The sequence below is a fragment of the Mycobacterium asiaticum DSM 44297 genome (assembly GCF_000613245.1).
Lineage (GTDB): Bacteria > Actinomycetota > Actinomycetes > Mycobacteriales > Mycobacteriaceae > Mycobacterium > Mycobacterium asiaticum.
In genome coordinates this window covers 1,397,435-1,418,988 of record NZ_HG964936.1, presented here as the reverse complement: position 1 = coordinate 1,418,988, position 21,554 = coordinate 1,397,435, and the positions used below count along the sequence as shown (strand labels likewise).

At 66.7% G+C, this 21,554-nt stretch carries 24 protein-coding genes; 18 read left to right on the top strand and 6 right to left on the bottom strand.

The features are described from left to right. Positions 1-105: 105 nt before the first annotated feature. Together BN972_RS06850 and BN972_RS06845 are read left to right on the top strand one after the other, a co-directional pair. Entirely contained in the window at positions 106-1,350 is a 1,245-nt protein-coding gene (locus tag BN972_RS06850; RefSeq protein WP_036354353.1) for a glycosyltransferase family 4 protein, read from the top strand. A gap of 9 nt (positions 1,351-1,359) precedes the next feature. Further along, entirely contained in the window at positions 1,360-2,715 is a 1,356-nt protein-coding gene (locus BN972_RS06845; protein WP_036354350.1) for a TIGR01777 family oxidoreductase, read from the top strand. 128 nt (positions 2,716-2,843) lie between these two features. Here BN972_RS06845 and BN972_RS06840 read toward each other — a convergent pair whose 3' ends face one another. Together BN972_RS06840 and BN972_RS06835 are read right to left on the bottom strand one after the other, a co-directional pair. After that, positions 2,844-3,923, bottom strand: coding sequence for an NAD-dependent epimerase/dehydratase family protein (locus BN972_RS06840; protein ID WP_036354346.1), 1,080 nt, complete (start codon positions 3,921-3,923; stop codon positions 2,844-2,846). Then, positions 3,920-4,618, bottom strand: coding sequence for a hypothetical protein (locus BN972_RS06835; protein WP_036354343.1), 699 nt, complete (start codon positions 4,616-4,618; stop codon positions 3,920-3,922). Before BN972_RS06835 ends, BN972_RS06840 begins: the two co-directional genes overlap by 4 nt. A gap of 321 nt (positions 4,619-4,939) precedes the next feature. On the opposite strand from BN972_RS06835, the gene BN972_RS06830 reads away from it, so the two are divergent. From BN972_RS06830 to BN972_RS06775, 12 genes are all read left to right on the top strand, one after another. Further along, positions 4,940-6,064 (top strand): polyprenyl synthetase family protein, encoded by a 1,125-nt coding sequence (locus tag BN972_RS06830; protein WP_099051005.1) that lies wholly within the window; start codon positions 4,940-4,942, stop codon positions 6,062-6,064. Positions 6,065-6,083: 19 nt separating this feature from the next. After that, positions 6,084-7,604 (top strand): phytoene desaturase family protein, encoded by a 1,521-nt coding sequence (gene crtI, locus BN972_RS06825; protein WP_036356815.1) that lies wholly within the window; start codon positions 6,084-6,086, stop codon positions 7,602-7,604. Next, complete coding sequence (locus BN972_RS06820; RefSeq protein ID WP_036354341.1) at positions 7,601-8,536, top strand: phytoene/squalene synthase family protein; 936 nt, start codon at positions 7,601-7,603, stop codon at positions 8,534-8,536. Before crtI ends, BN972_RS06820 begins: the two co-directional genes overlap by 4 nt. After that, positions 8,533-8,856 (top strand): lycopene cyclase domain-containing protein, encoded by a 324-nt coding sequence (locus BN972_RS06815; RefSeq protein ID WP_036356812.1) that lies wholly within the window; start codon positions 8,533-8,535, stop codon positions 8,854-8,856. Before BN972_RS06820 ends, BN972_RS06815 begins: the two co-directional genes overlap by 4 nt. After that, positions 8,853-9,170, top strand: a complete 318-nt coding sequence (locus tag BN972_RS06810) for a lycopene cyclase domain-containing protein (protein ID WP_036354338.1) — start codon at positions 8,853-8,855, stop codon at positions 9,168-9,170. The genes BN972_RS06815 and BN972_RS06810 overlap by 4 nt, the downstream gene beginning before the upstream one ends. Continuing rightward, positions 9,167-9,919, top strand: coding sequence for a class I SAM-dependent methyltransferase (locus tag BN972_RS06805; RefSeq protein ID WP_036354335.1), 753 nt, complete (start codon positions 9,167-9,169; stop codon positions 9,917-9,919). The genes BN972_RS06810 and BN972_RS06805 overlap by 4 nt, the downstream gene beginning before the upstream one ends. Next, a complete protein-coding gene (locus BN972_RS06800) occupies positions 9,916-11,439 on the top strand; it encodes an FAD-dependent oxidoreductase (protein ID WP_036354333.1) in 1,524 nt (507 codons plus the stop codon). Before BN972_RS06805 ends, BN972_RS06800 begins: the two co-directional genes overlap by 4 nt. Continuing rightward, entirely contained in the window at positions 11,436-12,446 is a 1,011-nt protein-coding gene (locus BN972_RS06795) for a DUF5914 domain-containing protein (RefSeq protein WP_036354330.1), read from the top strand. The genes BN972_RS06800 and BN972_RS06795 overlap by 4 nt, the downstream gene beginning before the upstream one ends. Before the next feature lie 224 nt (positions 12,447-12,670). Then, positions 12,671-13,048 carry a DUF2784 domain-containing protein gene (locus tag BN972_RS06790; RefSeq protein ID WP_036354327.1) on the top strand — a complete coding sequence of 126 codons (378 nt, stop codon included), beginning with the start codon at positions 12,671-12,673 and terminating at the stop codon, positions 13,046-13,048. Between the two features lie 28 nt (positions 13,049-13,076). After that, entirely contained in the window at positions 13,077-13,295 is a 219-nt protein-coding gene (locus BN972_RS06785; protein WP_036354324.1) for a hypervirulence associated TUDOR domain-containing protein, read from the top strand. Positions 13,296-13,302: 7 nt separating this feature from the next. After that, positions 13,303-13,638, top strand: coding sequence for a DUF3140 domain-containing protein (locus tag BN972_RS06780; RefSeq protein WP_036354321.1), 336 nt, complete (start codon positions 13,303-13,305; stop codon positions 13,636-13,638). An 84-nt stretch (positions 13,639-13,722) separates the two neighbouring features. Next, positions 13,723-14,295, top strand: a complete 573-nt coding sequence (locus tag BN972_RS06775) for a MarR family winged helix-turn-helix transcriptional regulator (RefSeq protein ID WP_036354318.1) — start codon at positions 13,723-13,725, stop codon at positions 14,293-14,295. Here BN972_RS06775 and BN972_RS06770 read toward each other — a convergent pair. The 3 genes from BN972_RS06770 to BN972_RS06760 are packed head-to-tail and all read right to left on the bottom strand — an operon-like array spanning position 14,224 to position 17,163. Beyond that, positions 14,224-15,516, bottom strand: a complete 1,293-nt coding sequence (locus BN972_RS06770) for a glycosyltransferase (RefSeq protein WP_036354314.1) — start codon at positions 15,514-15,516, stop codon at positions 14,224-14,226. The genes BN972_RS06775 and BN972_RS06770 overlap by 72 nt on opposite strands. A gap of 10 nt (positions 15,517-15,526) precedes the next feature. After that, positions 15,527-16,573 (bottom strand): type 2 isopentenyl-diphosphate Delta-isomerase, encoded by a 1,047-nt coding sequence (gene fni, locus BN972_RS06765; RefSeq protein ID WP_036354311.1) that lies wholly within the window; start codon positions 16,571-16,573, stop codon positions 15,527-15,529. Next, positions 16,570-17,163: an SOUL family heme-binding protein gene (locus BN972_RS06760; RefSeq protein WP_315968785.1), complete on the bottom strand. Its 594-nt coding sequence runs from the start codon at positions 17,161-17,163 to the stop codon at positions 16,570-16,572. Before BN972_RS06760 ends, fni begins: the two co-directional genes overlap by 4 nt. A 405-nt stretch (positions 17,164-17,568) precedes the next feature. Here BN972_RS06760 and BN972_RS06755 point away from each other — a divergent pair, with 405 nt between their 5' ends. Together BN972_RS06755 and BN972_RS06750 are read left to right on the top strand one after the other, a co-directional pair. Next, positions 17,569-18,006: an STAS domain-containing protein gene (locus BN972_RS06755; protein ID WP_080696718.1), complete on the top strand. Its 438-nt coding sequence runs from the start codon at positions 17,569-17,571 to the stop codon at positions 18,004-18,006. A 9-nt stretch (positions 18,007-18,015) separates the two neighbouring features. Beyond that, positions 18,016-18,414, top strand: a complete 399-nt coding sequence (locus BN972_RS06750; protein ID WP_036354306.1) for a hypothetical protein — start codon at positions 18,016-18,018, stop codon at positions 18,412-18,414. Positions 18,415-18,441: 27 nt separating this feature from the next. Here BN972_RS06750 and BN972_RS06745 read toward each other — a convergent pair whose 3' ends face one another. Next, complete coding sequence (locus tag BN972_RS06745) at positions 18,442-18,936, bottom strand: MarR family winged helix-turn-helix transcriptional regulator (RefSeq protein WP_036354303.1); 495 nt, start codon at positions 18,934-18,936, stop codon at positions 18,442-18,444. Positions 18,937-19,009: 73 nt separating this feature from the next. On the opposite strand from BN972_RS06745, the gene BN972_RS06740 reads away from it, so the two are divergent. Both BN972_RS06740 and BN972_RS06735 read left to right on the top strand, forming a co-directional pair. Continuing rightward, entirely contained in the window at positions 19,010-21,070 is a 2,061-nt protein-coding gene (locus BN972_RS06740; RefSeq protein ID WP_036356806.1) for an MMPL family transporter, read from the top strand. Continuing rightward, positions 21,067-21,546, top strand: coding sequence for a TspO/MBR family protein (locus BN972_RS06735; RefSeq protein ID WP_036354300.1), 480 nt, complete (start codon positions 21,067-21,069; stop codon positions 21,544-21,546). Before BN972_RS06740 ends, BN972_RS06735 begins: the two co-directional genes overlap by 4 nt. The last annotated feature ends 8 nt before the right edge of the window (positions 21,547-21,554 follow it).

Here is a 21,554-nt window from a genome sequence, read left to right as displayed (position 1 = left end):
TAGCTCCTTTTGGTCCCCCTCTCGTCGCGAGCGTGCGTGTTGGTACGGCGACACGCCGCGCACGGCGGCATTGCGCGCACCCTCGCACAGCGAAGGGGCGGGCGCATGAAGATTCTGATGGTCTCGTGGGAGTACCCGCCGGTGGTCATCGGCGGCCTCGGCCGGCATGTGCACCATCTGTCGACTGCCCTGGCCGCAGCCGGGCACGACGTCGTGGTGTTGTCCCGTCACCCCACCGGCACCGATGCCGGCACCCATCCGACGTCCGAGGGAGTCAGCGAGGGCGTGCGGGTGATCGCGGCCGCGCACGACCCGCACGAGTTCACCTTCACCGCCGACATGATGGCCTGGACGCTGGCCATGGGACACGCCATGACCCGCGCCGGCCTCTGCTTGAAACAGTCTGACGGCGAACGCATTTGGCGCCCAGACGTGGTACACGCCCACGATTGGCTGGTGGCCCATCCCGCGGTCGCGCTGGCCCAGCACTACGACGTGCCGCTGGTCTCCACCATCCACGCCACCGAAGCCGGTCGGCACTCGGGCTGGGTCAGCGGCCCCATCAGCCGTCAGGTGCACGCCGTCGAGTCGTGGTTGGTGCGTGAATCCGATTCGCTCATCGCCTGTTCGGTTTCGATGAGCGAGGAGATCAACGAGCTGTTCGGGCCCGCCTTGTCCGCGACCACGGTGATTCCCAACGGTATCCATGCGGAACGCTGGCCATTCGCCGATCGCCGCACCCGCACCGGGCCGGCCGAGTTGCTCTATGTCGGTCGGCTGGAATACGAGAAGGGCGTGCACGACGCCATTGCGGCGTTGCCGCGAATTCGCCGCACCCACCCAGGCACCACGCTGACCATCGCCGGCGACGGCACTCAGCAGGAATGGCTGGTCGAGCAGGCCCGTAAACACAAGGTGCTCAAGGCAATCCGGTTTGCCGGTCACTGCGAGCACGCCGAACTGCTCGAGTTGCTGCATCGGGCCGACGCGGCCGTGCTGCCCAGTCACTACGAGCCGTTCGGGCTTGCCGCACTCGAGGCCGCCGCCGCCGGCATCCCGCTGGTGACGTCGAATATCGGCGGGCTGGGTGAGGCGGTGATCAACGGCGTCACCGGGGTGTCGTGTCCGCCGCGCGACGTGGCCGCGCTGGCCGCCGCGGTGCGCACGGTGCTCGACGACCCCGCCGCCGCCCAACGGCGTGCCCGCGCCGCCCGCAAGCGGCTCACCTCCGACTTCGACTGGCAGACCATTGCAAACGAAACCGCGCAGGTCTATCTGGCGGCCAAGCGCGGTGAACGCCAACCGCTACCGCGGTTGCCCATCGTCGAGCACGCGCTGCCGGCCCGGTAACGTCATGGGATGGGGATCAACTATTCCAGCGTGATCGACGCCCCGCGCGACGAGGTGTTCGCCTGGTACGCCAGACCCGGTGCGTTCAATCGGCTCTCCCCGCCGTGGTCGCCGATGCGCTTGATCGCCGAGGCCGAATCGCTCGAGGACGGCCGCGCCATCCTCGCACTACCCGGCGGCCTGCGCTGGATCGCCCAGCACCAACCCGATTCCTATGATCCACCAAGGTGTTTCGCCGATGCCATCAGCAGCGACGGGTTGGCGTCGCTGCCGCCGCGCCTGGTCGCCCGCTGGCGGCACACGCATGACTTCGAGGAGATCAGCGCGAACAAGACGCGGGTTATCGACCGGGTCGAGACCACGGTGCCGGCATCGGCGTTGCGCGCCATGTTCGCCTACCGGCACCGTCAGTTGGCCGATGATCTCGCCGCGCACGCCCGCGCAGACCGGCACGGTCTGCGGCCATCCACGGTGGCGGTGACGGGTTCGTCGGGACTCGTCGGCACCGCGTTGACCGCCTTCCTGAGCACGGGTGGCCATCGCATCATCCGCCTGGTGCGCGGCGTGGCTCAAGGGCCGGACCAGCGACGGTGGAATCCGGCCGACCCCGACCCGGACCTGCTGAATGGTGTGGACGTGGTCATCCACCTGGCCGGCGCCTCCATCGCCGGCCGATTCACAGACAAGCATCGAAAGACGATCCGCGACAGCAGAATCGACCCGACCCGCCGGCTTGCCGAACTGGTGGCGCGCACCGGTATCGCGGTGCTCATCTCGGCGTCGGCGATCGGCTACTACGGATACGACCGCGGCGACGAGCCGCTGACAGAAGGTAGCGACCGGGGCGACGGATTTCTCGCCGACGTCGTCGCCGACTGGGAGGATGCGACCACCCCGGCCGAGCAGGCGGGAGCACGTGTGGTGCTGGTGCGCACCGGCATCGTGCAGTCCCCGCGCGGCGGGACCCTGCGGTTGATGCGGCCACTTTTCACCGCCGGACTGGGCGGCCCGCTAGGGGACGGCCGGCAGTGGTTCTCCTGGATCGGGATCGACGACCTGATCGACGTCTATCACCGCGGGCTGTGGGACACCGACCTGTCCGGCCCGGTGAATGCCGTTGCGCCCCAACCGGTCCGCAACAGCGAATACACCAGCACGCTGGCTCGGGTGGTGCGCCGGCCGGCGGTTTTGCCGGTGCCCCCGCTGGGCCCGCGGGTCCTGCTCGGTGAGCAGGGCGCCCGCGAACTGGCCCTGGCCAATCAGCGGGTGAGTCCCGCGCGACTGGTCGCGGCCGGACACCAATTCCGCCGGCCCGACCTCGAGTCGGCCCTGCGCCACCTACTCGGCCGCAGCCAACAGGATTAAAGCGCCGGCTGATCTTGTCGATCCCTTGCGCAGCGCGCCGAGCGTCACGCTGGGGTGACGTTGGGCGTCGAATGCCACACTCGCGTGACGCTCGGTGGAGATCTTCGACCGATTCGAGCGGCAGTCGCTTACGGGACCTGTCTGGTGGTGACCGGGCCACGCGACAGGTTGCGCATGATGGCGGTGCGGAAGGAACGCGGCCGCAGGACCGGACTCGGTGTGCCCGTATCGTGCACCAGACCGTCGATCAGTTCTTCCAGCGCTTCCAGTGCAGACCGGCGCGGTGACCACTCCAGCTCACGGCGGGCCCGCTCGGTACTGAGCAGCGGTGCCGCGAAGGCCATGTCGAACCAGCCGCGGTCGATTGGCTGCAGTCGCGCCAGCCAGGACGCCTGTACCAGCGGCCCAAGCAGCGCCGCAGGAACGTGAATGGGCTTGGCGCCGAGGATCTTGGCGACATCGTCGCGAGTCACCGGCGGTTCGGCGGCGAGATTGAACGGCCCCAGGGCGCGTCTCTCGATCACCCGCACGCAGGCGTCTGCGACGTCGTCGGCGTGGATCATGGACACGGTCAGCGAGCGGTCCACCGGCAGCACCGGTAGCCAGCGCAACCATGCCGGATCGATGTAAGCAGGCAGCGTGTATCGCCGTAGACCGGCCGCGGCCTTGCGCTGCAGGATCAGGCCGGGCCGCAGCCGAGTGATGCCGACGCCATCGGGATGCTTACCCTCGTAGTCGTCGAGCAGCTTCTCCGCCGCGGCCTTGGACCTGCTGTAGACCGAGGTGCCCAGCCCGTCCGTCGACCATGACTCGTCGACCTTCTCCCCGTACCGCCCGGCCGCGTAGGTGCCCAGCGAGGACATGTGCACCAGGTGCGGCACGTCCGCACTGTGGGCAGCACGCAGGACCGCCGAAGTCCCGCGGATGCCGACGTCGTACAGATAACGGATGTTGCGGGTGGGCTGGAACCCCCAGGCCAGGTGCACGACGCAATCGGCCTCGCGAAAAATGTTGTGCAGCTTGCCTTCCGCGCCGTCCTCTACGACATCAAGCTGATGCCAGTCCGCACGCCGGTACACGTCTTCTTGCGGCGGCTCACGGCGAGCGATACCGACGATCTCGTACTCGGCGTCGTCGTCCCCGAGCCGCTGCAGCACCGCCGTGCCCAGATTGCCGCTGGCACCGGTGACGACGATCCGTTTGGTCACTGGGCGTCGCCCGAATCGTCTGCGTCGCGCCCGTCGCGGCTGCGCGCGTATGCACTCGCCCGCAGATCGGCCAGCCACCCGGGATACAGCTTGACCCCGGGAGCGGTGTTGAGCACCGGGTCGAACGAGACATCCTCGCCCGGTCCCAGGTCCACCACCCGGTCCAGCCTCATTCGGGCCAGCTTCTCGAAATCGGCACTGCCGCGGGCCTGTTCGATCGCTACTTCCACGCCGCCGTGGCTGATTCGCTCGCGCACGTTGTCGAGCGATACACCGGTTCCGTCGATCGGGGTTTCGATGCGGGCCCGCAGCCACCACTTGTTTCCGCCGTAGTTCAGCGGCATCAGCGTGGTCAAGTTCGGTCCGCTCCAAGATGTGACCGGACGCAGCGCAAGCGCCCGGGTCAGGATCCCCGAACCGGCGGAGACCAGCAGAACGTCCCAGGGTTGGGACTGCGCGGGTCCCGACGGCACTCTGATCGCCAGGCCGATGAAGTCCGGCAACGCCGCGGGGGTGCCGGTCGCCTTGGAAAACCGGGCAACCACATCGGACGACGGGATCGGCAATCCCCTGTCCTTCGGAGCGATCCGCTCGATCGAACCCTCTGCCACCACGCCGATCGGATGGAAGAACCTTTTGCCGCGGATTGCTGAACCCCACTGGAAGGGCAAAGCGACCAGATCTGAAACCTTCACCGGCGCCGGGTTCCCGTTCTGCGAGCCAGAAAACACCTAGCTCAGCCGCGGGGACGCGCAATGCTGACCAGACGGACCGCCTGCTGCTGGGCAGACAGCGCCCGGGCGGTACCCGCTCAAACCGCACCTCGGAGTGGCGACCCACAGGATCATTCAGTAAATTAACGATTAATTAAGTGAAGATAGTTCCCGCGGTGGGTACTACTCGGGTCGGTGGTTTGTTTTCGTTTGGAGGGGGTAGACGGCGTGGATCTGGGCCGTTCGGGTCAGCGGTTGACCCATTCGCTGACACAAATTCCGAGGGGGGCTTCGGTGGGGGCTGTGCACGAGTTTCCGAGGGTCCGCCTCGGTGCCCCGCGGGCAAGTGCTGCTTATCTGACCTCCCCAGACCAATTCGACTCATGGCGAGAGGGCTTGCGACGCTCGGTGCTGGCCGAGATCGCAGAGTTCGTTTCCGCCCGTTGCGCCGACGAGTTGCTGGACTGTGGCGTGGACGTGGCCGGAGAGATCCTGCTGAAGTTCGTCGAAGGCGGTAAGTGCTTGCGGTCTACCTTCATGTACCTGGGGTGGATGTGCGGCGCGCCACCGAGCGACGCTGCCCTGTCCGCGACCGCCAGTTTGGAATTGCTGCACACCTTCGCCCTGCTCCAAGACGACGTGATGGACGATTCGCCGTCGCGCCGCGGGCGTCCCGCCGCACACGTGCAGTTCGCCGACTGGCATCGGCGGCACGGCATGTCGGGCTCCTCGCGCCGGTTCGGGGAATCAGCCGCGATCCTGCTTGGTGACCTCTGCCTGATCTGGGCCGAGCAGCTACTGCGCAACTGCGGCCTCAAACCGCATCAGCTACAGCGGGCCTGGCCCCGGTACGACGCCATGCGCACCGAGCTAGCGGTGGGTCAATTCGCTGATCTCACACTGGATTTGCGAAATCTGCCGACGCTAGAGGCGGTGCTCGGGGTGGCCCGGATGAAGTCGGGCAACTACACCGTCCGCCGGCCGCTGGAGATCGGTGCGGCGATGGCGGGTTGCGACGAGTCCACGCTGTCTCGGCTCGGGAACTACGGGTCCGCGGTCGGCGAGGCCTTCCAGCTCCGCGACGACATCTTGGGCATCTTCGGCTCACCGGCGGCCACCGGCAAGCCCAACGGTGGAGACCTGCTAGAGCGCAAGGCCACCAGCGTGGTGGTCGCCGCCTACGAAATGGCCGACGCGTCGACTCGGCGCGAATTCGGCGAATTGATCACCGCCGAGACGCTCGACGATGACGCACTCGACCACTGGCGCGGCCTGATCTTCGCCACCGGCGCGGTGCAGTGGATCGAGGAGCTCATCACCGAGCGGGTGGACATCGCGCAAAAAGCGTTGGAAGCCAGCGGAATCGACATGGTGATCAAGGCCGCGCTGGCGGATATGGCGGGCGTATGCACTCGGCGCGCCGCATGAACGCGGGGGTGTGGCACTGATGCGCACGGTGCAGGGCAGAAGCGATCACGTTGTGGTTGTCGGCGCCGGATTTGCTGGGCTCGCCGCGGCGTTGCACCTGGCCGGCCGCGGTCGCGAGGTCACCGTGGTGGAACGGGAACCGTGGCCGGGCGGACGTGCGGGTCGCCGTGACATCAACGGTTACTCCATCGACACCGGTCCCACGGTGCTGACCATGCCTGACCTCATCGACGAGGCGTTCGCCGCCGTCGGTGAGACATCCAGTCAGCGCATGGAGTTGTTGCCGGTTGAACCGGCCTACCGGGCGATGTTCGCCGACGGCAGCAGCATCGACGTCCACACCGACGCCGACCGAATGGCCGAAGCGGTAAGGGAATTCAGTGGAGCGCAGGAGGCCGCCGGCTACCGAGAGCTGCGCAACTGGCTGGCCCGGCTCTACCGCACCGAGTTCGACGGCTTCATCGCGTCGAACTTCGACTCGCCGCTGTCGATGCTCACCCCGCAGTTGGGCCGGCTCGCTGCCATCGGCGGGTTCCGGCGCTGGGACACGATGGTCCGGCGTTACATCGGCGATCCGCGGCTGCGGCGGGTCTTCACTTTCCAGTCCCTCTACGCAGGAGTCGCCCCGCAGCACGCCCTGGCGGTCTACGCGGTGATCGCCTACATGGACACCGTGTCGGGGGTGTTCTTTCCGCGCGGCGGCGTCCGGGCGCTGCCCGATGCGCTGGCGGCGGCGGCCGAAGACGCCGGCGTGCGGTTCCGCTACCGATCCACCGTCACCGCCCTGGAGCGCGACGGCGCACGGATCACCGCCGTGGTCACCGCGGACGGCCAGCGCGTCGGCTGCGACGCGGTGGTGTTGAGCACCGAGCTACCACGCACCTACGAACTGCTGGGCCGGCGACCGAGGCGGCCATTGCGGATGCGTGCCGCGCCCTCGGCGGTGGTGCTGCACGCCGGCTGCCGGGCCGCGACGCAACCGCAGGCGCACCACACCATCCTGTTCGGCGATGCGTGGGAGCACACCTTCACCGACATCATCCGCGACGGGCAGCTCATGCGGGATCCCTCGTTGCTCGTGACGCGCCCCACGGCTGGGGACCCCAGCCTTGCTCCGGCGGGCCGTGACCTGCTCTATGTGCTGGCGCCGGCACCCAACCTGTCGCGCCGCCAAATCGACTGGTCCACCACCACTGAGCCGTACACCCAGACGATGATCGAAGCGGTCCAGGATCGCCTGCTGCCCGGCTTGGGTGACGACGTCGAAGTGCTGCACGTGGACACTCCCGCCGACTGGGCCCGCCAGGGGATGGCCGCCGGCAGCCCGTTTGCGCTGGCGCACACCTTCGCCCAGACCGGGCCGTTCCGGCCGGCGAACATGGTGCGCGGCATCGAGAACGCCGTATTGACCGGCTCGTCCACCGTCCCGGGTGTGGGGGTGCCGACCACGCTCATATCGGGCCGGCTGGCCGCCGACCGCATCACCGGAGCGGTGGACCGGTCCGCCACCCGTATCGATATGAAAGCCCGACTGCCATGATCCGCACCGAACTTGACGCCGCCGGCATTGACGACCCGCGGTTGCGCACCGCGTATCGCCGCTGCCGCAAGATCGCGGCGGAACACGGTCGCACGTACTTCCTGGCCACCAGGTTGCTCGCCCCCGACCAGCGTCCGGCCGTTCATGCCCTGTATGCGTTCGCCCGGCACGCCGACGACATCCTCGATGAGCTCGACCCGAGTCTGGACGTCGACGACCGGGCGAATCGACTGCAGGAGTTGTCCGATCGGTTCTTCGCCGGCGGAGCACATTTCGACGAGCCGGTGCTGGCGGCGGTCCATCACACCATCTCGCGTTATTGCATTGCGGGCGACCTGTTCGAGGATTTCCTTACCTCGATGCGGATGGACCTCACCGTCACCGACTATCCGGACCGGATCGCGCTCAACCGGTACATGCGTGGCTCGGCGGAAGTCATTGGACTGCAGATGCTTCCAGTGCTGGGTACCGTCGGAGACACGGAGGAAGCGGCGCCGTATGCCGCCGCACTGGGCCGCGCGTTCCAGCTCACCAATTTCCTGCGGGACATCGACGAGGACCTGTTGCGCAATCGCATCTATCTGCCGGCCGATGAACTCGCGGCCTACGGCGTCGACCGGGAGCTGCTGATGTGGTGTCACACTCATCGCCGCACCGACGCCAGGGTCCGCAACGCGCTGGCCGCTCAGCACGAAACGGTCAGGGAGATCTATCGTTTCGCCGCCGACGGGATCTCTTTGTTGGCACCGCGGTCACGGCCCTGCGTGGCAACCGCGCTGACCCTGTACTCGGAGATCCTGGATTGCATTGAGAGCAGCGACTTCTCGGTGTTCAGTCAACGCGCCACGGTGGGGACCACGCGCCGTCTGCAGGTGGCCGGTGGTGCGTTGTTCCGATCATGGCGGGTCCGCCGACAGGCTGGCGCGGCGTGAACGATCGCTGGCAGTATTTGATTGTGCTCGGCTTGTGCTTGGCAATCACAGCTCCGTTGGAGATCTTCGGCAACGGGGTCTACCGCCAGGCTCGTCGGGCCCTTCGGGCGCTGCTACCGGTCGCGGCGATATTCCTGGTGTGGGACGCGGTGGCGATCGCAGCCAAGGTATGGACCTACGACGGAAATTATCTGACCGGCATCGAGATTCCCCCGCACATACCCATCGAAGAAGTGCTGTTCTTCGTGGTGATCCCGGTGTGCGGGCTGCTGACCTACAACGCAGTGAGCACGATTCTGGACTGGAGCAGACGGCGATGACCGGGCTTGGATACACGCTACCCGCGGTGATCGCCGTGCTGGCCGTGTGCGCGCTGGAGTTCGCCGTGCTGCACACCGGGCTGTTCCGGCGGCCGGCTTATTGGCTGTCCATGGTCATTGTGCTGGGTTTCCAAATTCCCGTCGACGGTTGGCTGACCAAGCTCAGCGCGCCCATCGTCATCTACAACGAGCGGCACACCAGCGGCCTGCGGTTCCCGTTCGACATTCCCGTCGAAGACTTCCTGTTCGGCTTCGCCCTGGTCACCGGGGTGCTGCTGGGATGGGAGCGCCAGCGTGTGGGCAGGTCGGCATGAAGAAGTCCGGTCTTGCCCGCAGTGACGTGCCGGAAGCGTTTGACGTAGGCGCCGACGCCTACGACCAGTTGGTGGGCGCCAATCCGGGCTACCACGCCAACCTGCGGCTATCGGTGTCACGGATGGACCTTCCAGATCGCGGCCGCGGCCTGCGGCTGCTCGACGCCGGCTGCGGCACTGGCGCATCGACCGCGGCGCTGGTGCAGGCGGCGCCGGAGGCGGAGATCGTCGCCGTCGACGCGGCGGCCGGCATGCTGCATGCGGCGCAGGCGAAATCGTGGCCGGAGTCGGTCCGATTCGTGCACACCCGCATCGAGGATCTGCACGAACACGGCATCACCGGACCGTTCGACGGCATCCTGGCGGCATATCTGCTGCGCAACCTCGCGAATCCGGACGCCCAGCTGCGCACCTTCACGACGCTGCTGCGGCCGGGCGCGACACTGGCCGTGCATGAGTACTCCGTTCGCGATTCGCCTGTCGCGCAGCGCATCTGGCACGGGGTGTGCTGGGGCATCATCATTCCCGCCGGATGGTGGCGGACCCGCAGCACCACCTTGTACCGGCACCTGTGGCGCAGTGTGCTGTCCTTCGACGGAGCCGCTCGTTTCCGCCAACGGATGATTGATGCCGGCTTCACCGACGTGCGCAGCGAGACGGTGCCGGGTTGGGAACGCAACATCGTGCACACCTTCATCGGCCGTGCGCCCGAGGCGCCCGTAGGGCCTGAGGGGAAAGCATCACCATGACCGACCGCCGACGGCACCGACTGCCGGCCTCGCCGGGTTTGGCCGATACCACCGCACTGTCCTCGCCGCCGCGGGTGGTGGTGGTCGGCGCCGGCATCGCCGGTCTGGCGGCCGCCGCCGGCCTCGCCGAGCGGGGTGTCGCAGTCGATGTCGTGGAGAAGGAACGCTATCTCGGCGGACGGGTCGGCGGCTGGACCGAGCGGCATGACGGCGCCGAGCTCGCGATGAACCGCGGATTTCACGCATTCTTCCGCCAGTACTACAACCTGCGAAACCTGTTGCGCCGCGTCGATCCGCAGCTGCGGATGCTGACCCCTGTCACCGACTACCCGTTGATCGATGGCGCGGGCCGGCGCGACAGTTTCCGGGGGCTGCCCCGAACCCCACCGCTGAATGCGCTGGCGTTCGCCTTGCGCAGCCCGACCTTCCGACTCTCCGATCTGGTGCGCATCGACGCCAAAGCCGCCGCGCCGCTGGCCGCGGTGTCGGTGCCCGACATCTACCACCAGCTGGACCATGTGGACGCAGAGACCTTCCTGAAAAGCATCAATTTCCCGGAGTCCGCGCGTCATCTCGCCTTCGAGGTGTTCAGTCGCAGCTTCTTCGCCGAGCCGTCGCAGCTGTCAGCCGGTGAGCTCGCGACAATGTTCCATATCTATTTCCTGGGCTCCAGCGAAGGGCTGATCTTCGATGTGGCGAACGCGAATTTCAATGAGAGCCTGTGGAATCCGCTACGCGACTATCTCGGTGATCGTGGCGTCACGTTCCGCATCGGCGCCCCGGTGCAGCGGATCGACCCGGCTGGCTCGACCGGCTTTCGGGTGCAGATCGAGGACGGTGACCTTATCGAGACGGACGCCGTGGTGCTTGCCGTCGACGTCGGTGGACTGCAGCGCATCGTGGCGGCGTCGCCCGGACTCGGCAACGATTCCTGGCGCGGCCAGATAGGACGCTTGCGCACCGCTCCGCCGTTTTTGGTACACCGCCTGTGGCTCGACCGTCCCGTCGACCAGACCCGCGCCCCCTTCCTCGGGACCGCGGATCATCAACCGCTGGACAACATCAGCGTGCTCGAGCGCTATGAGCGGGAGGCCGCCGTATGGGCCGCCCACAGCGGCGGATCGGTGGTCGAGTTGCATTCCTACGCAATGGATTCCAGCACAACGAGTGACGACGGTGTGGCGCAGCTGCACAAGCTCTACCCCGAGACCGCGGCGGCAAAGGTGATGCACCAGCGGGTGCTGCAGCGCAGCGATTGCCCACTGTTCACCCCGGGCACCTACACTCGCCGCCCCACGGTCGCCACGCCGCAGCCCGGCCTGGCGCTCGCCGGTGACGGGATCCGGGTAGACCTGCCGGTGGCATTGATGGAACGCGCGGCCACCACCGGTTGGGCTGCCGCCAATCACCTACTGGGCGGGTGGGGGGTGGCCGGCCATGACCTGTACACCGTTCCGGTTCGCGGCCGGTCCGCACTATTGCGCACACTGGCCGCGCGGCAACGGCAGGTGCGGCGATGAGCGGGATCGACCGGATCCGTCGTCGGTGGCCGAAAGACTGGCCATTGCAGGTGGTTTCACCCGAGATATGGTCCAAGCAACGACCGACCTACGGTCAGGCCCAGCCGGCGATCATCGACGCGGCCCTGGATCGATCCCAGCGCCGGCCCACCGGCAACTGGTATGTCTTCGCGGCCAGCCGCCACGTGCGTACCGGCCGCCCGTTCGGCACCCGCGTCGCGGGCGTCGAACTGGTCGCCTGGCGGGACCGGCTTGGGCAACTGCGGGTCGGTCCGGGAGCGTGCCCACACCTCGGCGCTGACCTGGCCACCGGCATCGTCTCCGACGGCATCCTGTGGTGCCGTTGGCACGGTTTGGCGCTCGACGGCAAGAAATGCAAGCTCGGGTGGGCCCCGCTGCCCAGTTATGACGACGGCGTGCTGGCGTGGGTGCGACTCGATTCGGCCGGGGGCGAGACGCCCCTGGATACGCCCGTGCTGCCCGAGCGGCCGACCGCCGACACCCTGGCGGCCGTCACGCGTGTTGAAGGCGTCTGCGAGCCGTGCGACGTGATCGCCAACCGCCTCGACCCATGGCACGGCAGCTGGTTTCACCCGTATTCGTTCGCGCGGCTCGAGGTGCTCACCACACCCACCGAGGAGGACGACCGCTTCGTCGTCTCGGTGACCTTCCGCGTCGGCCGGCTGGGCGTTCCCACGATCGCGGAGTTCACCTGTCCGGAAGCACGCACCATCGTGATGCGCATCGTCGAGGGCGAAGGCGCCGGGAGCGTGGTCGAAACCCACGCGACCCCGATCGGTCCGGGACCCGACGGCCGGCCCCGCGTCGCCGTCATCGAAGCCGTCGTCGCGCAGTCCCCGCGGCCCGGATTCAAAATGGCGCTCAATGCCGCTGCGCTGATCACACCGCTGATGCGCCATGCCGCCCACCGACTGTGGCGGGACGACATGGACTACGCCGAACGCCGTTACGCAGTGCGAGCGGGCACTACTTCGCCGCAAAACTGAGCAGGCCCGGTTGAACTGGGGGGCGTGGCTGGTGCAGCAGCCGTGCGGTGCACCCGGTATCAGGTGTAACTGACTTCCCGAGATCATCTGGTGTATTCGCTTCCCTGAGCCCTCGAACGCAACCGTGGCGTCACTCATCGAGGTTTGTCGCATGCGAGATGTCTGCGCAGCTAAATGGTCGTGTGCGCCGGGTCGCGAACGCTGCGCGCTAGTGTGAATCAGCGATGAGGAAGGCATATTCCACCGTGGTCGTCGCGACCGCAGGCGCGCACCTGGCGTATCTGGTCTATCTGCCCAGCGGCGGCTTTCTGGCACTGCGCTGGCGGCGCACACTCTGGGTGCACGTGCTTAGCGTGTGCTGGGGCGTCGGCGTGGTGGGACTGCGATTGCAGTGTCCGCTGACCTCGCTGGAGGCGTGGGCGCGACAGCGCGCCGGAATGGCTCCCCTGCCCGAAACCGGATTCATCGGTCGATATGTCGGCGGTGTCCTGCTTCCCACCGAGAGCATCGGAACCGCGCAGAAACTCGCCTTTTCCGCCGCCGCGGCGTCCTGGCTGGCGCTGGCGGTTCAGCGACGCAAAGCGGGGTATCCGATTAGTTAAGGAACTTAACGGATGAAAGAGACGCACGGTGACCGAGAAGAATTTCAGCAAGGGCGACAGTGTCGAGTGGCAGAGCCACGGCAATACGGTGCGAGGCAAGGTCGAGCGCAAGATCACCTCGGACACCGAGGCAGCGGGCCGCACGGTGCGGGCATCCAAGGACGAACCGCAATACCAAGTGCGCAGTGACAAGACGGGCAAGGACGCCGTCCACAAGCCGAGCGCGCTCAAGCGTTCCGACAAGTAGGTCAGACATGGCCACCAAGGATCGCGACACCACCTGGAAAGAGTTCAGACAAACCGTCAACATGACCGCCCGCGAACTCGAGAAATGGCTCAAGACAGAGCAATCGCAAAGTGTCGGTCAAAAGCGCGGAGGCAAGGAATCCACCGGTCATGCCAGCGGCCGGCGCATCGTGACGATTCTGGGCACCAAACGCGCCGATCTTGACGACGACGATTACGCGCACATGCGCAAGGTCGTTGGCTACGCGAAACGGCATCTCAAGCAACGACCCAGCGGCGATATCGACGAGTCGGCGTGGCGCTATTCGCTGATGAACTGGGGTCACGACCCGGTGAAGTCATAGTTCCCAGGGGTAGCCACGTTCCGCCGGCGGCAGGAAACGACCCGGCACGCCGTATCCTGTGTGTCTGATGAAGGATGCGCATAGGTGAATAAGCGGCGAACAACCGAGACCTCGCCTGGCCGAGCCGAGCTCGAAAGACAGCTCTCGGCCGATATCCGCGCGATCACCGCGCAGTCCGACCGCGTCGGGCGCCACTTCGCCCGGCTCAACAACGTGAGCAGCAACGACTTTCATGCCCTGCTGCACATCATGGTGGCCGAGACCGCCGGCAAACCGTTGACTCTGGCTCAGCTACGCGAACGAATGGACGTCTCTCCCCCGGCGATCACTTACCTTGTCGATCGGATGATCGAGTCCGGACACATCCGGCGCGAGCCCGACCCGGAAGACCGGCGTAAGTGGCTGCTGCGCTACGAGAGTCGCGGCATGTCGCTGGCCCACGACTTCTTCCGGCCGTTGGGCAGCCACATGAGTTCGGCGATGTCCGAGCTGACCGATGCCGATCTCGTTGCAGCCCATCGGGTTTTCCTCGCCATGCTCACGGCGATGTCGACGTTCGAGGACGAACTGCACGCCCCCGAGGAGTCACCACAGCTTGGGCGAAGCGCTCCGACCCCGCGCCGGCGGCAGGGAACGGCTCGGTCCAGCGCTCGTTGACAGCAATCGCTGTTCGATCAGTTCCGCACCACGCGCCACGCCACCGGTGGCGGCGAAGCCCGTCGCGACCCGTCTTGCCCCGTCGGCCATTCGGGCCGCCCGCAGGACCGCGTCCCGCAGGCGCGCCGGTGTGAGGCGCTTGGCAGGCAAGCGGGTGCCGCAACCGGCTACTTGCACTCGCCGGGCGACCTCGGCCTGATCGCGGGCAAAGGGCACTACGCAGACCGGAATGCCGCGATCGAGCGCCTTCACCGTGGTCCCCATGCCCCCGTGCGTGACAACGCAGACGGCACGGTCCAGCACCGGGCCGTGCGGCACAAACCGGCAGACGCTGGCATTGGACGGTTGCGGTAGTCCGGTCGGGACGCCGGCCGGAAAGGTCGCCACCACGTGCACCGGCTCGTCGGCCAGCGCACGCAATGCGACGCTGCCCAGGTTCGCATCGGCCTGCGGGATGGACGAGGTGTTGACCAACACCACGGGGCCCTCGATCGCATCCAGCCAGCGCGGCGCCGCATCGGCGGTCGGCTCAAACACACACGCCCCGATGAACTGCACCAGGTCTCCCCAGTCCGGGTGCGGATATTCGAACGGCTCACCGCCCACCGCCAGCAACAGCGGAGCCCGCCGCATCAGCGCGTCCACGGAATCGATCGGTGAGACGCCCAGGTCGGCACGAACGGCGTTGATCCGGGGCGCCATCGGCCGATCGAACAGATGGCTCACGAACGGGCGCATCACCGCGTCGCGCACCGCACCCGTGATACCTGGCAGCGGCCGCAGACCCGGGCCGAAGGGCGGTGCGTTCCGCGAGCGCAGGTAAGGGGTGAACGGCGAGAACACCAGCCACGGCCGGTTGTCCGCCTCGGCCGCCGAGATCGCCCCCCAGCAGTTCGCATCGACGATGACCACATCCGGCTGAACGCGTGCGATCGCCCGCCGCAGGTCTTCGACCTCGAGGACAGCGCGCCTGCAGAGCACGTCTATCGACCGCTCCAAGACACCGAAGGCGTTGCGCGCCAACCAGTCCTGTCCGTCGATCGCCTCGATCCGCGGATCGATCGCCTCGGCGTGCACACCGACGGCCCGCATGCCGGGGACCTGGCCGGCCATTGTCCGCAAATGGACCTCGTTACCGCGTTGCATCAGCTCGACCAATAATGCGCCGAGCGGGAGCAGGTGCCCCAGTGCCGGCGATCCGTAAGCCAGAATTACCGCCATCCGCGCGTACCTACGTGATTGGTGCCACGCCCAGATTGCGCAGCGCGGCCAGATCGGCGGCACCGCAACCGTGCAGGCAGATCCGAAGTTCATCGATGAAGTTCTGCAGCCACGCCGCGGCCGCAGCGGCGGACTCGATCCCGGGCGCCAGCAGCGGCCGGGCCACCGCAACCACATCTGCGCCCAGCGCCAGCGCCTTGGCCGCATCCATGCCGGTCCGGATTCCGCCGGAGGCGACCAGCGGGAGTCTAGGGAGCGCCGCACGCGCCTCCTGTAGAGCCTGCGCAGTGGGGATCCCCCAGTCAGCCAGGTCGGGGTAGCGCACCTCGCCGTAACGCACCAACTGCTCGACGCGTGACCACGATGTGCCGCCGGCCCCGGCCACGTCGATCGCGGCGACGGGCGGTTCGTCGGTGAACCGCAGCAGTTCGCCGACGGCTCGCGCACCGATCCCGTGTCCAACCTCCTTGAGCAAGACCGGGTAATCCAACAGCGCGGTCACGTCGTGCAACCGGTCCAGCGAACCGGCGAAATTCGTGTCGCCGTTGTGCTGCATAGCCTCTTGCAACGGGTTGGTATGCACTGCAAGGGCATTCGCGCCGACGCGGTCGAGAGCCTGGACGATGTCGGGCAGCGCGTCCTTGGTGAACTGACTCAGCCCGATGTTGCCGAACAGCAGCACGTCGGGCGCCAGATCTCGCACGGCAAAGCTGGCGGCCGCCCGCTCACCCAACGCACTGTCGAGCATGACACGCTGCGATCCCAGCATCATTCCGATACCCAGGGTTTGCGCCGCGGCGGCCAGGTTGCGGTTGATGGTGCCGGACAGCTCCGCACCCCCGGTCATGGCCCCTACCAGCACAGGCGCTTGTAGCCGCGCGCCGAGGAACTCGACGGACAGGTCAATGTCGTCCAGGTTGGTTTGAGTCAGCGCGTTGAACGGCAGCCGGTATCGGTCCAACCCGGTGGTAACGCTTCGATAGTCGACGTCGTCGTACCGGCACACGTCGATGTGCCGACGTTTGCGGGCCGCCATCTCGCGTCGTTCGGTCGTCATGAGTTCTGGTTGGCGGGTGCGACGGGAACGGCGATTTCATTGCGGCGCAACGGCGGAAGGGTCCACGGGGGATCGTAGAACCAGGCGGCCGGCGTATCGGTCATCTCGAATCCGAACTCTTTCAGTGTCTGCACCAGCTTGTCGGTCTGCCTGGCAACCTCGTGGGGTCCGGCGTTGCCGGCAAATCGCCGGACGGCAATCGTCTGCGGCGGCACGGCGACCAACCTGATCTCACCGTCGTCGGGTTCGGGTAACATTTCCAACGTTTTGTCGGCAGGCATGAAGAAACGGATCACCCAATTGTCGCGGGCTGACTGCTGTGCGACCGGAGCCGTCATCGCGATCTTCTGACGGGACCCGTTGGCGCCGAAGATGTAGCGGGCAAGTCGACGGAAGCCGACTTCGCGTGCGGACTGCTCGGCGGCCGCCACCGTGGTTTCCGCCGCACTCCGCGCGTCATAGCGGCGGATTTCCACGGCTCGCGTCAGGCTTTCAGTGCGGTAGGCAGGTTCCTCGGTTCCGCCGCGATAACCGACGACCGTTCCCGCCGCGGCCACGACCCGGCGGCTCCAACTCACCAGCTTGGTCACCACCGCTGCCTCACCCCATTCGATGCCATCGTGTTGTACTACCCAGAACTGCGCCGAATAGGCAGTTGGACGGCTGGACGCACAGCCATACTGACCACGCTACGCGATCCTGGCGATATTGTTAATTTATTGAACGGTTAATAGATTTAAGTTACAGTTGGCCTGGCGCAGACACGGCGAGCGCGATGGCCTCGGGCCCACCGCGATCCGGGCGGCACTTGAGTGCCCCGCCCGCCAGCTGTCTCTGCGCCGTATTCCCTTGTCTAACTCGGTAATTCAGTCGCATTCGCGTGGACTATCCAGCAAGCGAAGAAGCGCACCGGTCGGCCCGCGAACGGGCTAAGCTAAGAGCAGTTGAGTTAACAGCTGCTGCCAAACGCATCACAAAATAGACGGGCACCTCACATGGATGCTGTTAATTCCTCTGGGCAAACCGAGCCCCGCTACCGCTACGCCATCGACTGCGGCAGAGCTCAGATCTTCATCTACGCACGCAGCCTTGCCACCGTGCTGCGGGTGGACGGCGAGATTGACGGCTGCAATGCCGACCGAGTGGCGGCGGAGATCCGCCGTTTCGGCAGAGTCAAAGCACCCATGATTCTGGATCTGAGTCATCTGGAGTTCATGGGTATGGAAGGTTTCCAGGCGCTCCTCGCGCTCAACCACGAGCATCGCGCGGCGGGGTTTTACTGCACTGTCGTCGTGGGATCGGCAATGCGCCCGGTGCTGCGCATCGTCAGCGACCACGGATTGCCTTTAGTGCAATCGGTTCCAGAAGCTCTGCAGCTCATCGAGGATGCATTGGCCGGGCGCCGGCAGGTGCTGCAACGTCTCGTGCGTTAGAAACATGTTGTGACCAACTCAACCCGCCACTTTCCCTATCGCTATGAACGACGGCTGGCGCCGCTGTGGTTGCCCTTCCGTTGGGGCGGCAACCAGGGGGTGACAATCACCGCCGATGGTCGCTTGATTGCCAGGTATGGCCCCCTGCGCGCGGAAGCTCAGCTCTCCCAGGTGGCCGACGCGCACATAACAGGACCCTTTCGCTGGTGGACCGCGGTCGGCCCGCGGCTGTCGTTCGTCGACGACGGACTCACGTTCGGCACCAACGCTCAGGCCGGCGTATGCATCCACTTCGAGCCGCCCATTCGCCGAGTGATCGGGCTCAAAGACCACTCCGCGCTCACGGTCACCGTTGCCGACCCGGAAGGCCTACTCAAGGCACTCAAACCCGAGGCGGCAAAAGGCTAGTCATGATCGATGCTTTTCGTGCCGACCTCAGGATGCAGTCGGTCCCAGCTCGGTTTGAAACCGGCGCATCGCGTCAATCAGGGCGCTGAAGACGCGGTGCCCCGCTTCGAGGTCGGCATCGGGCAGATCGTGCAGCGCCGCACGGGTGTGTTGGCCCAGCGGGGTGAAGAAGGAACGCGCGGTCGCCAGACCGGGCTCGGAGTGGCGCAGGATGACCTTGCGGCGGTCTTCGGGATGAGAGTCACGACGAATATGACCGGACTCGATCAGTCGGTCCACCAGGTAGGTAATGGCGGCCCCGGACAAGCCCATGCGCTGGCTGAGGTCACCCGAGGTCATCGGACGGCCGGCCGTTTCGGCAACCATGATGTGGAGTAGGGCACGAAAGTCGGTGGGCCGCACGTCTTGTGACAGCGCGAACAGCCGGCCGATCTGGTCGGACTCGGTCGACATCTCCCGCAGATCCGCCGAAATCAGCGATTCCAGCGCGTCGCGGCCGTGGGCCTGCTCGTCGGGACTCATTGCGTGATCAGCATAACTTGATCGGCGCTTCATTTCAGTTGATTAATCTTTAAATGACTGAAATGCTTGAGTGGTGGCGTGGGAGGGATTCGCCGCGACGCTGACGGGGCGACGTTCATGGCTTTTGGCACTGGTTGTTTTTCTGCTGGCGAGCGGTTTCATGGTGTTGATCGGCGGGAACGCCGCTGCAACCGAAGCTCCGCTTGCGGTGCCCACCGAATCTGATTCCGCGAAGGTCGAGAAGTTGTCCGCGCAGTTCCCCGGCGGCGACCGGGTACCACTGATCGTGGTGGTGAGCAGCCAGAGTGGCGTCGACGCCGGGGCGCTGGGCCGTGCCGCCGAAGCGGCGCGCGACCGGATGCTTGCGGTAGCGCAGACCGCTGCCCCAGCGGTGCCCGCCTCGGTATCGGCCGACGGCAAGGCGGCGACCGCGGTGGTGCCGATCAAGGCCAGCCTGTCCGGCCTGAAGCTCACGGATGCCGTGTCAGACCTGCGTGCCGCCGCCAACGACGGCCTACCGCCCGGGATGGAAGCCCATGTCACCGGCGGCCCGGCATTCGGCGCCGACATAGCCAACGCGTTCACCAACGCCAACATCACCCTGTTGGTGGCGACGGCCTCAGTGGTCGCCCTATTGCTGATCGCCACCTACCGGTCCCCCGTGCTGTGGTTGGTGCCGCTGCTGGTGATCGGGTTCGCCGATCGGGTCGCCAGTTCGGTGGGCACCGCGGTGGCATCGCTCACCGGCCTGAGCTTCGACGGGTCCACTGCGGGCATCACCAGTGTGTTGGTGTTCGGCGCCGGCACCAACTACGCGCTGTTGCTGATTTCGCGCTACCGCCAAGAACTTCGGCGTCACGACGACCACCGTGCCGCCCTGCGGCGCGCGGTGCGCATGGCGGGCCCGGCGATCGTTGCCAGCAACGCCACGGTGGTGCTGGCGCTGCTCACCCTCATCTTCGCAGCCACGCCGAGCACCCGAAGCCTCGGCGCGTTGGCGGCCTGTGGGCTGCTGGTTGCCGCGGTGTCGGTGCTGGTGCTGCTGCCGCCACTGCTCGCGCTGTGCGGCCGGCGGTTGTTCTGGCCCTTCGTGCCGCGGTCGGGCGACACCGAGAAGCTGGACAGCGGAGTATGGTATGCAATCGGGCAGCGGGTTGCCCGCCGGCCGGTGGTGGTCGCCTCGGTCACGATCAGTCTGCTGGTGGTGCTCGCCACCGGTCTTTTGGGGGTCCGTATCGGACTTGCCCAGACCGAGCAGTTCCGCGTGCAGGCCGACTCGGTCAGCGGATTCGACATTGTGGCGGACCACTTTCCGGCCGGGCTGGCCAACCCCACCGTCGTGGTTGCGCCCACGGCTCAATCCGCACAGGTGCAACAGGACCTCAGCTCCACCCGGGGTGTGGTCACGGCAACGCAGATAGGGCAGGCCGGCGACCTGAGCAAGTGGTCAGTGGTGATCGAAGCCCCGCCGTCATCACCGCAAGCGTTCAATACCGTTGCCGCACTGCGGAAATCAACGGCACCGACGGGCGCCATGATCGGTGGACCAGACGCACAGGCACTCGACGTGCGCGATGCCGCGATCCATGACCGCTCGTTGCTGATCCCGGCGATCCTGGCCGTCATCCTGGTTGTCCTCTATGCGCTGCTGCGCTCCGCACTGGCGCCGCCGACGCTATTGGCGGCCACCATGCTGGGGGCGTTGGCCGCCCTGGGCCTCGGTGGCTGGGCGAGCATGCGCATATTCGGTTTCCCCGCGTTGGACAACTCGGCCCCGCTGTACGCCTTCCTGTTCCTGGCCGCGCTGGGCGTCGACTATACGATCTTCCTGGTCACCCGGGCGCGCGAGGAGGCGGCCGCCCACGGGGCGCGGGACGGCATGATTCGCGCGGTGGCCGCGACCGGGGGCGTCATCACCAGCGCGGGAATCGTTCTGGCCGCGGTGTTCTGCGTGCTCGGGGTGCTGCCGCTGATCGTGATGACTCAGCTGGGCATCATCGTTGGGCTGGGCATCTTGCTCGACACCTTCGTGGTGCGGACCCTGGTGATTCCCTCGCTGTTCGCGCTCGTCGGTGACCGCATCTGGTGGCCCGCCACCGTCAGCCGTACCGAAAACCGAAGGGAGTCAACATGAACAAGGCAACAGTGGCCGCCACCGGCCTGGCGGTCGCCACCGCGGCGGGCACCGGCAGCATCGCCAGCCCGCGACACAACCCCGTCTGGTTCGCACGCATTCGTAAGCCGCGCTACCAGCCGCCCGGGGTCGTGTTCCCCGTGGTCTGGACCACCTTATACACCGACATCGCCGCAACCTCTGCGGTGACCATCGACCGCCTGCGCGCCACGGGGCGCGAGGACGAGGCGCGCAGTTACAGCATTGCCCTGGCGGTCAACCTGGTCCTGAACGCCGGTTGGAGTTGGCTCTTCTTCCGCTTTCACAAGCTGGGCGCCTCGGCGCTTGGCGCCGCGGCGCTCACGGCGAGCAGTGCCGATCTTGCCCGCCGCGCGGCCGACGCCGATCCTAAGGCCGGGGTGGCGTTGTCGCCGTATCCGCTGTGGTGTGCCTTCGCCACGGTGCTGTCCACGCACATCTGGCGTCTGAACCGCTAGGAGTCAAC

Coding starts and splice junctions, on each gene's coding strand:
- BN972_RS06850 (WP_036354353.1), top strand. CDS start 106: ATGAAGATTCTGATGGTCTCGTGGGAGTACCCGCCGGTGGTCATCGGC.
- BN972_RS06845 (WP_036354350.1), top strand. CDS start 1,360: ATGGGGATCAACTATTCCAGCGTGATCGACGCCCCGCGCGACGAGGTG.
- crtI (WP_036356815.1), top strand. CDS start 6,084: ATGCGCACGGTGCAGGGCAGAAGCGATCACGTTGTGGTTGTCGGCGCC.
- BN972_RS06820 (WP_036354341.1), top strand. CDS start 7,601: ATGATCCGCACCGAACTTGACGCCGCCGGCATTGACGACCCGCGGTTG.
- BN972_RS06810 (WP_036354338.1), top strand. CDS start 8,853: ATGACCGGGCTTGGATACACGCTACCCGCGGTGATCGCCGTGCTGGCC.
- BN972_RS06805 (WP_036354335.1), top strand. CDS start 9,167: ATGAAGAAGTCCGGTCTTGCCCGCAGTGACGTGCCGGAAGCGTTTGAC.
- BN972_RS06800 (WP_036354333.1), top strand. CDS start 9,916: ATGACCGACCGCCGACGGCACCGACTGCCGGCCTCGCCGGGTTTGGCC.
- BN972_RS06795 (WP_036354330.1), top strand. CDS start 11,436: ATGAGCGGGATCGACCGGATCCGTCGTCGGTGGCCGAAAGACTGGCCA.
- BN972_RS06790 (WP_036354327.1), top strand. CDS start 12,671: ATGAGGAAGGCATATTCCACCGTGGTCGTCGCGACCGCAGGCGCGCAC.
- BN972_RS06780 (WP_036354321.1), top strand. CDS start 13,303: ATGGCCACCAAGGATCGCGACACCACCTGGAAAGAGTTCAGACAAACC.
- BN972_RS06770 (WP_036354314.1), bottom strand. CDS start 15,516: ATGGCGGTAATTCTGGCTTACGGATCGCCGGCACTGGGGCACCTGCTC.
- fni (WP_036354311.1), bottom strand. CDS start 16,573: ATGACGACCGAACGACGCGAGATGGCGGCCCGCAAACGTCGGCACATC.
- BN972_RS06755 (WP_080696718.1), top strand. CDS start 17,569: ATGGATGCTGTTAATTCCTCTGGGCAAACCGAGCCCCGCTACCGCTAC.
- BN972_RS06745 (WP_036354303.1), bottom strand. CDS start 18,936: ATGAGTCCCGACGAGCAGGCCCACGGCCGCGACGCGCTGGAATCGCTG.
- BN972_RS06735 (WP_036354300.1), top strand. CDS start 21,067: ATGAACAAGGCAACAGTGGCCGCCACCGGCCTGGCGGTCGCCACCGCG.